The following is a 12716-nucleotide window of genomic DNA, read 5'->3' as shown; positions in this document are numbered from 1 at the left end:
ATTCAGGCCGCATCGGCGCTTTTGGCCGCGCGCACGGCTCGGAAAAATTCCCCGATGAGGCCAACATCTTTTACACCCGGCGCGGATTCGACGCCGGATGAAATATCGATGCCGCTTGGCAAAGTCGCCGCCAGCGCTTCATCGATATTGCCCGCATTGAGACCACCGGAAAGCATGTAATCGATGGAGGCGTCAAGCTCGCTGAGCACCTGCCAGTCGAAAGATACGCCATTTCCGCCGGGAAGTTCGGATCCCTTGGGCGGTTTGGCATCAAAAAGGAAGCGGTCTGCAACGCCGATATAGGGCGCGATCTGGTCGAGATCGCTGCGTTCGCGCAGGGAAAACGCCTTCATGACTGGCAGCCCATAGCGCGCTTTGACTTCGGCAACGCGTGCGACACTCTCATTGCCATGCAGTTGCAGCATGTCCGGCTTCATCGCGGCGACAATTGCGTCGAGCGTCGCATCGTCTGCATCGACTGTTACGGCAACAGCCTTGGCGTGTCCTTCAGCGGGGCGGCGCAGACGGCCCGCTTCGCTGGGATCGATATTGCGCGGACTCTTTGGGAAGAAAATGAAGCCGATATGCGATGCACCGCCGTCCAGCGCTGCCGCGACTGCTTCGTCGGTTTTCAACCCGCATATCTTGATATCAAGGCTCATAAGCCGCCACTCGCATGAAAATGCGTCAAAGTCGAGGATTTTGCGCATGGATCAACTGTTAGAGATGGTGGTGATAGCCCTCTTTGACAAGGAAATCGAACGCATCCGCGACAGATGCAGGGATGGATTGCGCTATCTGGTAGCCTTTGGCCGGATAGTCGATCATGCGTTGCAGATCTCCGACCATTTCGTGAACGAGCTTCTCAAGCGGGTAGGCTTCGGTCGGCTGATCCTCGAAACGGGTCAACGGTGCCGTTACCAGCGCCTCGACATGGGGCCATTGGGCGCGAACAGCCGCATAGGCACGTCGCTGGGTCTGCGGTTTCGTCACGATAACGATGCGACGCGCCTCGTCCCCGGCCATCGCTCGCGAAAACCGGATGTTCTCGCCAATATTCGTGGCTTGCGGCTCGATCAGGATGGCATCGTCTGGAACGTCCAGTTCTTTTGCGCGTGCGGCAAAAGCCTCCGCCTCAGTGCCGCCGTATAGTCCGTCTGTCCAGTTACCAGACTTGCCGGTAAACAGTATTCGCCCGGCCAGGCCCTCATGAAACAGTTCGGCACAGCGATCCGCGACACGCAGGTCGTAGCTGCCGAGACCGATGATCAGGTCAGCTTTCGACAATTCATCATAGATCAGGTGAAAATCCCACAACGTGCGCGCCGCCTGCAGAACGGCAGGAGAAACAGATGGTCGCATCAGCTGAAATCGATTGCCTGCAGCGCGCCGCCATTACGTTTCAGCCAGGCCTTGCAACGCTCCGTATCCGGGCAAAGCTCGCCGCACAGTTTCCAGAATTTCGGCCCGTGGTTCATTTCTTTCAAATGCGCCACTTCATGCGCGACGAGATAGTCGATGATCGGCGGCGGCGCCATCATGATGCGCCAGGAAAACGACAGCGTACCATCTGACGTGCATGAGCCCCAGCGGCTCTTCGTATCCTTGAGTCGAATGACCTTGGCGCGTCGTCCTACGGTTGTCGTGTGGCGCGCCACCAGCATTTCAAGATCGCGCTTGGCCTCGCGCTTCAGAAAATCGCCAACCCGCCGCGCCAGATGCGGGCGGTCTCCATAAACGATCAGCTTGGGACCGTCGGCTCCGTTTTCCTGCCTGACGGTTCCGCGTTTCGCCGGCTCGTGCACGATGAGATGCGGCACCCCCCGAACGGGGATCTTCACCCCCGGACGTACCTTGGGTTGGTCCGGCATTTTGGCAATGCGGGTTTCGATCCAGCCCTCATGGCGCGTCAGAAACTTGTCGATCTCCCGAGCCGGCATGCCCGGCGGCACAGTCATGCGAAGCCCCTTGCCGCCCGCATCGATACGCAGCGTCAGCCGTGTTGCCCGCGGGTTTTCCATCACGCGCAGCGGCAGGACGCGGCCAGCAACCTCGTAGCTCCGTTCGGCTTTCAGCGTTGCGGATTTTTTCGGCGGACTCCGGAAGAGCGACAGGATCATGAGATCACATTAGTTGATTCGAACAAAAGCGGTGAGACAAAACAGAAGCGGCGCCGGAAGGCGCCGCCATGGAACTACATTTCGCAATCAGGACTGGAGGGAACTGACTGCAAGCAGCCGCTATTCTCCGTCAGTATCGTTCACGCCAGGAACGGAGCCGGAAGGCTTCTTTGGCGCGGCGTTCCGCTCGGCCATGAAGCGATCGAATTCTTCGCGGTCCTTGGCGCGGCGCAGTTCACGCGCATACTCTTCAAACTCGCTACGCATTTCCTCGAGCTTGCGGCGCTCTTCGTCGAGGCGCTCCAGCTCTTTCTCGCGCCATTCGTCAAAGGCAACGTTGCCTGTCCCGAACGGTCCTCTGCCGAAATGATGAGAGTGACGCTGACGGCGGAATGCACCGCAGAAATTGTCAGTCGCATTGCTCATTTCGTTCTTGAAGCCGCCGAAACGATTGCCCCAGACAATATAGGCAAGCATGGCCAAACCAAGCGGCCAGAACAGCATGAAACCGATAATCATCAGAGCGATGGTGGCCGGTGTCCAGCCTGGCCGGATCAAAGCAGCATTGTTCATCGAAAGCCCTTCCCTATCAAGAAAGCCCGACCCCGATTGGTCGATTGATATCGACATGGGAAAGGATTTGGGGCTTTTCAAGAAAGTGTGATCTCAAATGCGGCAAGGCATTGGAATCAGACCCGTTTCTTTGCGTGATCGAGCCCGGCGACCAGAAGGCCGGCGACCAGTGCCCAGAAGGCCGCGCCGATGCCGCCGATCGTAATGCCCGACGCCGTGACCGCAAAGGTCACAATTGCTGCCAGGCGCTCGTGCTCGACCTTGAGGGCCAGCGACAGAGCGTTGGTGAAAGCGCCGATCAGCGCCATACCTGCCACGAGGGCGATCAGCGAGGCGGGCAATACTGCAAAGAGCGCGACGAGCGACGCGCCGAATATCGCAAAGATCAGATAGGACAGCGCATAGAACGGACCGGTCAGCCAGCGTTTTTCCGGATCGGGATGAGCGTCGGGCCCGGTGCAAATCGCAGCAGAAATCGCAGCCATATTGCTGGTGTGAGCGCCGAACGGCGCGCTGATCAGGGAAACGAGACCGGTAACCTGGAGCGCGGCGGCAGTAGGAGGCTCATAACCAGCTGCACGCAGGACAGCAAAACCCGGCAGGTTTTGCGATGCCATGGTGACGAGATAAAGCGGCAGAGCGAGTCCGATCATGGCACGCGCGTCGAAGACCGGCATGATCATCGTTAGCGTCGAGAGCTCGATAGCAGGCACACTCACCACGCGGCCGCTGAGAAAGGCGTAGAGAACGCCCCCGAAAAGCACCGCAAGCACGGCCATGGCTGGATTGAACAGGCGGATGATGAAGAACAGCGCGACAAGCGGCAGCACGAAGAGCGGGTCGACCGGTATCGTCCGCGCGGCGCCTGTGAGAAATGCAAATAGGACGCCTGCCAGCATGCCCGAGGCAATCGACGCTGGGATTTTCGAAACAAAAGCCGAGACTGGCTTGACCAGCCCGGTGATGATGATCGCGATGGCGGTCACGATGAAGGCACCGACCGCCTGTTGCATGGTGAAGCCGACCGAGCCGCCGATGAGTGCCAGTCCAGGCGTCGACCATGCGGCAATGATCGGCATCTTGTAGCGCCAGCTCAAATAACCCGTCGCAACGAACATGGAGAGGCAGGCTGCCGTCACCCAGCTTGCAGTCTCGGCTTGCGTCGCTCCAAGCGCCTGTGCGGCCGCGATGATGAGCGCAAGCGTTCCGCCAAACCCGACAACGGCAGCGACGACGGCAGAAGCAATCACGGAGAAGCGCATGGCAAGAACCTGACATGTGGGAGATTTATTGGATGGAATGAAGTGCTTTTGAACGCTCGACCATTGAAGACACGGTTCTCGTTAGAAGTTTAAGGTCCTGGGGGCGGGACAGGCGATGATCGCCGTCGCGCACCAGCGTGATTGTGACATCATCGACAGGCAGGTGATCCACCAGCCGCAGAGCGTGGCTGTAGGGGACATCCCGGTCTTCCATTCCCTGGAGAATGTGAACGGGGCAATCGGTCTGGATGACGCCCCTGAGCACCTGGTTGGCCTTGCCATCTTCAAGCAGCGCCTTGGTATAGATATAGGGTTCGGGCGAATAATCCGACGGCTCTTCCATATAGCCAAGCTCGGCGATCTGCCGCCGCTGGTCATGGGTGAGCTGCGGCTCGACGAGTTCAGAAGTGAAGTCAGGCGCAGGCGCAATCAGGACGAGACCGGCGACGCGTTCACGTTCACCCGACTTTTGCAGCTCCTGGATAAGGCGTAGGGCAATCCAGCCCCCCATGGACGAGCCAACGAGGATCTGCGGCCCGGAAGAAAATTGGCGGAAGATCGCGAGACTCTGTTCGAGCCATATGGAAATTGTGCCATCGCGGAATTCTCCACCGGATTCCCCGTGACCGGAATAATCGTGCCGGAGGAATGCCAGCCCTCTCTCGCACGCATACTGATCGAGCCATTCGGCCTTCGTGCCGAGCATGTCCGAACGGTAGCCGCCAAGCCAGACGATGCCGGGGCTGTGCCCGGCACGCTGGCGCAGCGCAATATTTGTCCCGTTGACCTCAAGAAACTGTGGCGGCGATGTATTCATATGCAGACTCCGGTCGATGATCTGCCTTTTGCCATGGCAAATTACATCGATAAAGTCTGCAACATTGCATAAAACTCAAATAATCCTATGTTTGATTTGGGTGATTTATCCTGAAAAAAATGATATTGGCATGGGCCAGCGCAGCATAAGCATTGCGGCTACGGTCTTACGGTGCTATTTGCGTGACCGAAATAATTCAAGGAGACTACTGCCATTCGCCGACCCTTTAGAGCACAGGTGGTCCAGAAAGATGGACCTCGTTCCAACCGTGATATCCGGGTACCCCAGGTACAGCTCATTGATGCCGAAGGTGAAAACCACGGCATCGTCACCATACAAGCAGCATTGGCCATGGCCGATGAGGCTGGACTCGATCTCGTCGAGATCGTGCCCAATGCTGAACCGCCGGTGTGCAAGATCGTTGACCTTGGGAAACTGAAGTACCAGGGCCAGAAGAAAGCTGCCGAAGCGCGCAAGAAGCAGAAGACGGTCGAAATCAAAGAAATCAAGATGCGGCCGAACATCGACACACATGACTATGATGTGAAGATGAAGGCGATCAAGCGTTTCTTCGACGAAGGCGACAAGGTCAAGGTGACATTGCGTTTCCGCGGTCGTGAAATGGCCCACCAGGAACTCGGCATGCGGTTGCTCGACCGGGTCAAGGAGGACACGGTCGAGATTTCCAAGGTCGAAGCCGAGCCAAGGCTCGAAGGCCGCCAGATGATGATGGTTCTGGCGCCGCGCTAAAAAGAACTACGTTTTAAGATCAAAGCCGCCTTCGGGCGGCTTTTGTCTTGAACGATCCAGAGTCGAGGGCCGGAATGGCGCTGAATACCCCCAAAGAAATGTCCCGTTTTCAACAGCGCAGGCGCATCGCAATAGCCGTCGTCATCGGGCTGATCCTCGTCGCCCTGCTCACGATTCGCTCGGCGTGGGACAATGACTGGACGCACGAATATATCGAGGATTTCGGGATCGGGGTGATCGTCCTCGCCATCCTCGGCCGGATGTGGTGCACGCTTTACATTGGCGGGCGCAAGAGCGCGGAGATTGTCCGCCTCGGACCCTATTCGATGAGCCGCAATCCACTGTACGTGTTCAGCACGCTGGGCGCGGCGGGCATTGGCATGTTAACTGGTAGCCTGACTGTGGCGCTGGTGCTTGCCGCCCTTTGCTATTTGGCATTCCACTTTGTCATCGTGGCAGAGGAGGGCTATCTGGAGAATATGTTCGGCGAGACCTACAGCGCCTACAAGCGCGAGGTGCCGCGTTTTTTCCCGAAGCTTTCGCTTTACAAGGAAGCCGACGTCCTCAGCGTCAAGGCTTCCATGCTCTACAAGACGTTTTTTGATGGACTGGTGTTTTTCGTTTCCTATCCGCTGTTGGAATTCGTCGAGTATCTGCAGGTGACCCACGTTCTGCCCGTTCTGCTGCGGCTTTACTGAGCTTTTCGCCGGCTATCGCGATTCAACTGTTGCGCTTTTTCAGGCTTCTGGTAATAAGGCCGCGTTCAAACCGCCCGGCAGGGCATGCCGTGGCGGTTTTGTATGCTTTCGGGCTTTGGTCGGCCTGAAGTTAAAACAAGAGACCCGAAGCTCTGAAAGAGCGAAGCGGGACTCATAAGATTAGGAGTAGCAAAATGCCCAAGATGAAGACCAAGTCTGCTGCCAAGAAACGGTTCAAGATCACCGGGACTGGCAAAATCAAAGCCGCCGCCGCTGGCAAACGCCATGGCATGATCAAACGTTCGAACAAATTCATTCGTGACGCACGCGGGACCATGGTCCTCTCCGATGCCGATGCGAAAATCGTGAAGAAGTTCCTGCCCAACGGGCTCTGATCCGGGCGACGTTATCCACCCAAGAGGCGGTCATTTCGAAAGAAATGACAGGGAGCCTTAAGTTAAGGAGATCATATCATGGCACGTGTAAAACGGGGCGTTACGTCTCACGCCAAGCATAAAAAAGTTCTGAAGCAGGCCGAGGGTTTCCGTGGCCGCCGCAAGAATACCATCAAGACCGCCAAGGCCGCTGTCGATCGTTCAAAGCAGTACGCTTATCGCGACCGCAAGAACAAGAAGCGCACGTTCCGCGCGCTCTGGACCCAGCGTATCAACGCCGCTGTGCGTGAACATGGCCTGACCTACAGCCGTTTCATCGACGGTCTGAGCAAGACGGGTATCGAGGTTGACCGCAAGGTTCTGTCGGATCTCGCGATCCACGAGCCGGAAGCATTTGGTGCACTCGTGGCTTCGGCCAAGAAGGCGCTTGAATACCTCAAGAACACCACTCCGAACGCTTTTGAAGGCGCTGTCCGCTAAGCCAGCCGCCGCTCCCAAAGCATTTTCGGAAATTTAGACTTGGGAAACCCGCGCTGGCTCGGCTGGCGCGGGTTTTTCAATTTTCTGCACGATGACGATCAGTTAGTCGCAAACCGCGAAACGGGTGAAGAACCATGGACGATCTGGTACAATTGGAAAGCGTGCTTGCCGCGCAGATTGAGGCAGCGAATGATGAAGCGGCCATCGAGGCTGTTCGCGTCGCCGCTCTGGGCAAGAAGGGCTCGATCTCGGAAAAGCTGAAGTCCCTAGGGTCGATGTCGCCGGAAGAACGCCAGTCCCAGGGCCCGGCCATCAACGGGCTGAAGAACCGTATCACCGAAGCGCTGACCGCTCGCAAGAGCGCGCTCAAGGATGTCGCGATCGCCTCGCGCCTCGAAAAGGAAAAGGTCGACGTTTCGCTTCCCGTGCGTGCAGCGCCGGCCGAGCGCGGCCGCATTCATCCGATCAGCCAGGTTGTCGACGAAATCACGGCGATCTTCGCCGATATGGGTTTCTCCATTGCCGAAGGTCCGGATATCGAGACGGACTATTACAATTTCACCGCGCTGAATTTCCCGGAAGGCCATCCGGCGCGCGAGATGCACGACACGTTCTTCTTCAATCCGGATGAGAATGGTGAGCGGCGTGTCCTGCGCACCCATACGAGCCCGGTGCAGATCCGCACCATGGAAAGCCAGAAGCCGCCGATCCGCATCGTCATTCCGGGCAAGACCTATCGCATGGATAGCGACGCCACCCACTCGCCGATGTTCCATCAGGTGGAAGGCCTCGTCATCGACAAGACTGCCAATGTTGCCAACATGAAGTGGGTGCTGGAAGAGTTCTGTAAGGCGTTCTTCGAGGTGCCATCGCTGAAGATGCGTTTCCGCCCGTCCTATTTCCCGTTCACCGAACCGTCGCTTGAAGTCGATATCCAATGCGACCGCTCCGGCAAGGAAGTGAAGTTCGGCGAAGGTACGGACTGGATGGAGATTCTTGGCTGCGGCATGGTGCATCCGAACGTGCTGCGTGCCGGCGGGCTCGATCCGGATGAATATCAGGGCTTTGCCTGGGGCATGGGCATCGATCGCATCGCCATGTTGAAATACGGCATGCCGGACCTGCGGGCCTTCTTCGATGCCGATGTCCGCTGGTTGCAGCACTACGGCTTCCGTCCTCTCGACATGCCGACGCTTTTTGGGGGCCTGAGCGCGTGAGCGGACTGCCCGAGCAGTACAGGGATGCGGTGACGTTCGCATTCGGCGATTCTCCCACGCTTGCCGACGAATTGCTGGCGCTTGTGCTTGCGGGCAAGAAGACGGCGACCTGTGCTGCATTGCGTGACTATGCCGGGGACAGTGCCGACAAGCCTGTCGTGGGCCGGCGTGATGTGGTGCTCGACGGTGCGGGCAAGCCAGCGGCGGTCATCGAGACCGTCGAGGTCACCTATCGCCGTTTCGACGAGGTCGATTCAGCCTTTGCCCGCGACGAGGGTGAAGGCGCTGCCACGCTCGAACAGTGGCGGCACGATCACGAGAGCTATTTTCGTCGCAATGGCGGTTTTTCGCCGGACATGGACCTTCTGTGTGAGCGGTTTCGCCTCGTCGAAATCCTCAAACGCTAAAATCGAGAAACGAGTGAAATCATGAAATTCACACTCTCCTGGCTAAAAGATCATCTCGAGACCGAGGCTTCGCTCGACAAGATCGTCGAGACCCTGACCATGATCGGTCTGGAGGTCGAATCTCTTGACGACAAGGCCGCGCTCAAGCCCTTCGTCATCGCCAAGGTATTGACGGCTTCCCGGCACCCCGATGCCGACAAGCTGCAGGTCCTCACCGTCGATACGGGCGACGGCAAGCCGCTGCAGGTTGTCTGCGGCGCGCCCAACGCACGCGCTGGCCTGATTGGCGCCTTCGCTGCGCCGGGCGCCTATGTCCCGGGCATCGATCTGACCTTGTCGGTCGGCAAGATTCGCGGCGTCGAGAGCCATGGCATGATGTGCTCCGAGCGCGAACTGCAGATGTCGGATGAGCACAACGGGATTATCGACCTGCCGGCGGATGCACCGGTCGGCACGAGCTTCGCCGCCTATGCTGGATTGGACGATCCTGTCATCGAGATCAACCTCACGCCGAACCGCCCGGACTGCACGAGTGTTTACGGCATTGCCCGCGATCTTGCCGCGGCGGGTCTCGGCACCCTCAAGAGCCAGCCGATCGAACCTGTCAAAGGTGCTGGCCCGGCGCAGGTCAATGTCTCGCTCGAGCTCGGCGACGATAAACATCTTTGCCCAGGTTTCGCCTGGCGCACGATCAGGGGCGTAAAGAATGGTCACAGCCCGAAATGGCTGCAGCAGCGGCTGATCGCCATTGGCCTGCGCCCGATCAATGCACTGGTCGATATCACCAATTACCTGACCTTCGACCGTGGCCGTCCACTGCACGTTTTCGACGCGGACAAGGTCGAGGGCGGCCTTACCGTACGCCGCGCCAGGGCAGGGGAGCAAATTCTCGGTCTCAACGGCAAGGAATACACGCTGGGGCCGGACAATGTCGTGATCGCCGACGCTGATGGCGTTGAATCGATCGGCGGGATCATGGGCGGCGAACATTCCGGCTGCGATGAGAATACCACCAATGTCGTGGTTGAATCGGCGCTTTGGGATGCGATGAACATTGCCCGCACGGGTAGGACGCTTGGTATCATCACCGACGCGCGTTACCGTTTCGAGCGCGGCGTCGATCCGGAGTTCATGGTTCCCGGCCTTGAACTTGCCACGCAGCTGGTCCTCGATTTCTGTGGCGGAACGCCCTCCGAGACGCAGCTTGTTGGCTATAAGGGCCATGCGCCGAAAACCGTTCAGTTTCCGGCCTCTGAGGTCAAACGTCTTACCGGCATCGATGTACCGGCCGAGACCGGCCTCGATATTCTGTCGCGTCTCGGCTTCGTGCCGCAGGGTAAAGGAGAGCTTGTGGATGTCGTGGTGCCGTCATGGCGCCTGGATATCGATGGCAAGGCGGATCTGGTCGAAGAAGTCATGCGTATCCATGGCGTCGATCGCATCGATCCGCAGCCGCTGCTCAGCCATGCGGCAGTGAACGGCAAGATACTAACGACGCTGCAGATCCGCACCCGCAATGCGCGGCGTGCGCTCGCCTCGCGAGGCATGATGGAAGCGGTCACCTGGTCGTTCATTTCCGAAGATTCCGCCAGGGCTTTCGGCGGCGGCCAGCCGGAACTGAAGCTTGCCAACCCCATCGCGGCCGACATGTCCGACATGCGCCCGTCGCTGCTGCCTGGCCTGCTTGCCGCCGCACAGCGCAATGCCGATCGTGGCTTCAATGACCTGGCGCTGTTCGAGGTCTCGGGCACCTATGAGGGCAATACGCCGGAAGCGCAGCGCCGCGTTGCTGCTGGCGTTCGCCGCGGAACGGCGAGGCTGGAAGGCTCGGGCCGTCACTGGGCGGGCAATGCCGCGACAGTTGGCGTTTTCGATGCCAAGGCCGATGCGCTGGCGGTGCTCGAAGCATCCGGGGCACCGGTGGACAAGCTGCAGATCGAAAGCGGCGGACCGGCCTGGTATCATCCGGGTCGCTCCGGCACGATCAAGCTCGGCCCCAAGGTCATTCTCGGAACCTTCGGCGAGTTTCACCCGAAGACCCTGGAAACGCTCGACGTGGCAGGCAGTCTCTGCGGCTTCGAAGTATTCATCGACGCCATCCCCGAGCCAAAGCAGAAGGCGACCCGCACCAAGCCGGCGCTCAACCTTTCGGATTTCCAGGCGGTGCGCCGCGATTTCGCGTTCATCGTCGACAAGTCCGTGGAAGCGGGCGCCATTGTCCGGGCGGCACTCGCCGGGGACAAGAAGCTGATCACCGGCGTTCAGGTCTTCGATCTGTTCGAAGGTGCATCCCTTGGCGAGGGCAAGAAGTCCGTGGCAATCGAGGTGGCGATCCAGCCGCAGGAGCGCACCTTGAACGATGAGGACCTGGAAGCGCTGACCAGACGCGTTGTCGAGAGCGTCAGCAAGCAGACCGGCGGTGTGTTGCGGGGCTAACGCCGCCATCCGAAATCTCAAATACAAAAAAGGGGCGCATTGCGCCCCTTTTCATTTGGTTGGATAGCAGGGCTATTTCTGGATAACCTTCCAGTTTTTATAAAAGATCGAATTGCTGCCCTTCAGGATTACACCCATGAACGAGACGATGCCTGCGAAGAGGCCCGGCATATAGGACGGGCGCAGGATATCGACGAACAGGCAGTAACGCGTCTGGTCGGTCTGGTTGACGGACTGATGCATCAGCGTGTCATCAAAGATGAACAGCTTGTCGTCTTTCCAGTAGCTCGTTGTATCGCCGCACCAGATATAGGCAGTGCGGTCATTCATGTCGTTGATGTTGTAGAGGACGCGGATGGTCGCCCGGACCGGTCCGAAATGCTTCGATGTTGAGTTCTTCTTGTTGAAGACCGACACGCCGATCGTCTTCACGAAATTGTACTTCTCGTAGAAGGACGGCACATTGGCGAAGCTTGGCTGGTCTTTGCCATACCATTTGAAGAAGAACATGCTGCGCGCCTGCTGTTCCGCGCGCGCCTGCAGCTGGCCGACAATGTTTTCCTTCTGTGTCGCCGTAATCAGCCGCTTTACTTCGGCCTGATAATCAGGCGGAAGGTCCTGCAGCTTGTAAACACCCTTGTTGACATAGGGCAGCGACAGGATGTCGAGGATGATGTTCAGCGGCGACAGGAGCCAGGTGAACATGCCATTGCCGAAGAAATATTGCTCGACGACCTCACGGCTCAAATTCTTGTTGCGCGACAGATCATAGAGGCCGCAGATCAGGTAGAAAATCACCAGATAAGGGACAAAATAGGCGATGACGCCTAAAAGAACCAATCCGACAGCCCAACGTCGAAGAGACTTTTTCGTTGCTTTTTCCATGGTATTCCAGGTTCAGCGCCAGCGATGAAAGACAAGGTGGCGCGGCTTGTTGAGACAAATCGATCTTGCGCGATATAAAGCCGCCGGCGAATTTTTTAAAGTCGCCAATGGCGGTCAGGAATAGGCCCCACAGCAATTCGTCTGTCAAGTGCGCGAAAAGGGCGGTCCGGAAACCGCCCCTTTTTCTTTATTGTCGCTTTCGATCAGGCCGCTTGTGCCGATCCAATCGCCTTCAAACCCTGCCACTCAATAATGGCGAAGCAGGCAACGGCAGCCGTAACGGCAAGACTGGCAACGACACCAAGAGCTGTAAATGCCGATGGCATCAGCATCAGGATTGCCGGGACGCCGACGACCCAGAGCAGATCCGCGGCGAACACGAAGCCAACGAGCGGCGCCGATGTGGACTTCCACCGGGCAATGAGGCCGACATCGACGGCGAACAGAATGAGCGCAATGCCGAGCGCCGCGATGAGCCAGCCAGGCGCCCCAGGCATCAGGTAGATTGCGGAAAGTTCTGCGAAGAGCGCAAGGCCAAGCCCCGTCATGCCTGTTAGGACCGCGTTGATCATCAGGCCGTCTTTCAGATTGATTCTTACCATTTTGGATCTCCTTTGTTCGTGTTGATGAGCGAATACTGAAAGGGATAGGTAGGCAAAACAATTACGTCTGAGGT

15 protein-coding genes are annotated in these 12716 nt (G+C 58.1%); 7 read left to right on the top strand and 8 right to left on the bottom strand.

Annotated features, from left to right (window positions below; translation table 11 throughout):
* Positions 1–2 precede the first annotated feature (2 nt).
* The 6 genes from BLM14_RS18955 to BLM14_RS18930 form a co-directional block, all read right to left on the bottom strand.
* Positions 3–662, bottom strand: a complete 660-nt coding sequence (locus tag BLM14_RS18955) for a phosphoribosylanthranilate isomerase (protein ID WP_100001515.1) — start codon at positions 660–662, stop codon at positions 3–5.
* 58 nt (positions 663–720) lie between these two features.
* On the bottom strand, positions 721–1362 hold the full coding sequence (locus tag BLM14_RS18950; RefSeq protein ID WP_100000802.1) for a YdcF family protein: 642 nt from the start codon (positions 1360–1362) through the stop codon (positions 721–723).
* Positions 1362–2120 (bottom strand): M48 family metallopeptidase, encoded by a 759-nt coding sequence (locus BLM14_RS18945; RefSeq protein WP_100000801.1) that lies wholly within the window; start codon positions 2118–2120, stop codon positions 1362–1364. The genes BLM14_RS18950 and BLM14_RS18945 overlap by 1 nt, the downstream gene beginning before the upstream one ends.
* Before the next feature lie 120 nt (positions 2121–2240).
* Positions 2241–2693, bottom strand: a complete 453-nt coding sequence (locus BLM14_RS18940) for a DUF2852 domain-containing protein (RefSeq protein WP_100001514.1) — start codon at positions 2691–2693, stop codon at positions 2241–2243.
* A 116-nt stretch (positions 2694–2809) separates the two neighbouring features.
* Positions 2810–3955, bottom strand: a complete 1146-nt coding sequence (locus BLM14_RS18935; protein WP_100000800.1) for a benzoate/H(+) symporter BenE family transporter — start codon at positions 3953–3955, stop codon at positions 2810–2812.
* Between the two features lie 25 nt (positions 3956–3980).
* Positions 3981–4772 (bottom strand): alpha/beta hydrolase, encoded by a 792-nt coding sequence (locus BLM14_RS18930; protein ID WP_100000799.1) that lies wholly within the window; start codon positions 4770–4772, stop codon positions 3981–3983.
* A gap of 213 nt (positions 4773–4985) precedes the next feature.
* Here BLM14_RS18930 and infC point away from each other — a divergent pair, with 213 nt between their 5' ends.
* The 7 genes from infC (at position 4986) to pheT (ending at position 11155) form a co-directional block, all read left to right on the top strand.
* Positions 4986–5522: a translation initiation factor IF-3 gene (gene infC, locus BLM14_RS18925; RefSeq protein WP_100000798.1), complete on the top strand. Its 537-nt coding sequence runs from the start codon at positions 4986–4988 to the stop codon at positions 5520–5522.
* Positions 5523–5602: 80 nt separating this feature from the next.
* Positions 5603–6220: a methyltransferase family protein gene (locus BLM14_RS18920; protein ID WP_100001512.1), complete on the top strand. Its 618-nt coding sequence runs from the start codon at positions 5603–5605 to the stop codon at positions 6218–6220.
* 194 nt (positions 6221–6414) lie between these two features.
* Positions 6415–6615 (top strand): 50S ribosomal protein L35, encoded by a 201-nt coding sequence (gene rpmI / locus BLM14_RS18915; protein ID WP_100000797.1) that lies wholly within the window; start codon positions 6415–6417, stop codon positions 6613–6615.
* Between the two features lie 78 nt (positions 6616–6693).
* The gene (gene rplT, locus BLM14_RS18910; RefSeq protein WP_100000796.1) at positions 6694–7095 is read left to right on the top strand and encodes a 50S ribosomal protein L20; all 402 of its coding nucleotides are present in this window, start codon (positions 6694–6696) and stop codon (positions 7093–7095) included.
* Positions 7096–7229: 134 nt separating this feature from the next.
* On the top strand, positions 7230–8312 hold the full coding sequence (gene pheS / locus BLM14_RS18905) for a phenylalanine--tRNA ligase subunit alpha (protein WP_100000795.1): 1083 nt from the start codon (positions 7230–7232) through the stop codon (positions 8310–8312).
* Positions 8309–8719, top strand: a complete 411-nt coding sequence (locus BLM14_RS18900) for an ASCH domain-containing protein (RefSeq protein ID WP_100000794.1) — start codon at positions 8309–8311, stop codon at positions 8717–8719. Before pheS ends, BLM14_RS18900 begins: the two co-directional genes overlap by 4 nt.
* A gap of 21 nt (positions 8720–8740) precedes the next feature.
* A complete protein-coding gene (gene pheT, locus BLM14_RS18895; RefSeq protein WP_100000793.1) occupies positions 8741–11155 on the top strand; it encodes a phenylalanine--tRNA ligase subunit beta in 2415 nt (804 codons plus the stop codon).
* 72 nt (positions 11156–11227) lie between these two features.
* Here pheT and BLM14_RS18890 read toward each other — a convergent pair whose 3' ends face one another.
* Positions 11228–11995 carry an aspartyl/asparaginyl beta-hydroxylase domain-containing protein gene (locus BLM14_RS18890; protein WP_157929555.1) on the bottom strand — a complete coding sequence of 256 codons (768 nt, stop codon included), beginning with the start codon at positions 11993–11995 and terminating at the stop codon, positions 11228–11230.
* Positions 11996–12243: 248 nt separating this feature from the next.
* A complete protein-coding gene (locus BLM14_RS18885) occupies positions 12244–12642 on the bottom strand; it encodes a hypothetical protein (RefSeq protein WP_100000791.1) in 399 nt (132 codons plus the stop codon).
* Positions 12643–12716 lie beyond the last annotated feature (74 nt).

The sequence above is a fragment of the Phyllobacterium zundukense genome, assembly GCF_002764115.1.
Lineage (GTDB): Bacteria > Pseudomonadota > Alphaproteobacteria > Rhizobiales > Rhizobiaceae > Phyllobacterium > Phyllobacterium zundukense.
This window is presented reverse-complemented; position numbering and strand designations above follow the sequence as displayed.

What these genes read in the sequence shown, in the direction of transcription:
- BLM14_RS18945 (WP_100000801.1), bottom strand. Translation starts at nt 2,120, where the DNA reads ATGATCCTGTCGCTCTTCCGGAGTCCGCCGAAAAAATCCGCAACGCTG.
- BLM14_RS18950 (WP_100000802.1), bottom strand. Translation starts at nt 1,362, where the DNA reads ATGCGACCATCTGTTTCTCCTGCCGTTCTGCAGGCGGCGCGCACGTTG.
- rpmI (WP_100000797.1), top strand. Translation starts at nt 6,415, where the DNA reads ATGCCCAAGATGAAGACCAAGTCTGCTGCCAAGAAACGGTTCAAGATC.
- BLM14_RS18935 (WP_100000800.1), bottom strand. Translation starts at nt 3,955, where the DNA reads ATGCGCTTCTCCGTGATTGCTTCTGCCGTCGTCGCTGCCGTTGTCGGG.
- BLM14_RS18930 (WP_100000799.1), bottom strand. Translation starts at nt 4,772, where the DNA reads ATGAATACATCGCCGCCACAGTTTCTTGAGGTCAACGGGACAAATATT.
- BLM14_RS18885 (WP_100000791.1), bottom strand. Translation starts at nt 12,642, where the DNA reads ATGGTAAGAATCAATCTGAAAGACGGCCTGATGATCAACGCGGTCCTA.
- BLM14_RS18955 (WP_100001515.1), bottom strand. Translation starts at nt 662, where the DNA reads ATGAGCCTTGATATCAAGATATGCGGGTTGAAAACCGACGAAGCAGTC.
- BLM14_RS18940 (WP_100001514.1), bottom strand. Translation starts at nt 2,693, where the DNA reads ATGAACAATGCTGCTTTGATCCGGCCAGGCTGGACACCGGCCACCATC.
- pheS (WP_100000795.1), top strand. Translation starts at nt 7,230, where the DNA reads ATGGACGATCTGGTACAATTGGAAAGCGTGCTTGCCGCGCAGATTGAG.
- rplT (WP_100000796.1), top strand. Translation starts at nt 6,694, where the DNA reads ATGGCACGTGTAAAACGGGGCGTTACGTCTCACGCCAAGCATAAAAAA.
- pheT (WP_100000793.1), top strand. Translation starts at nt 8,741, where the DNA reads ATGAAATTCACACTCTCCTGGCTAAAAGATCATCTCGAGACCGAGGCT.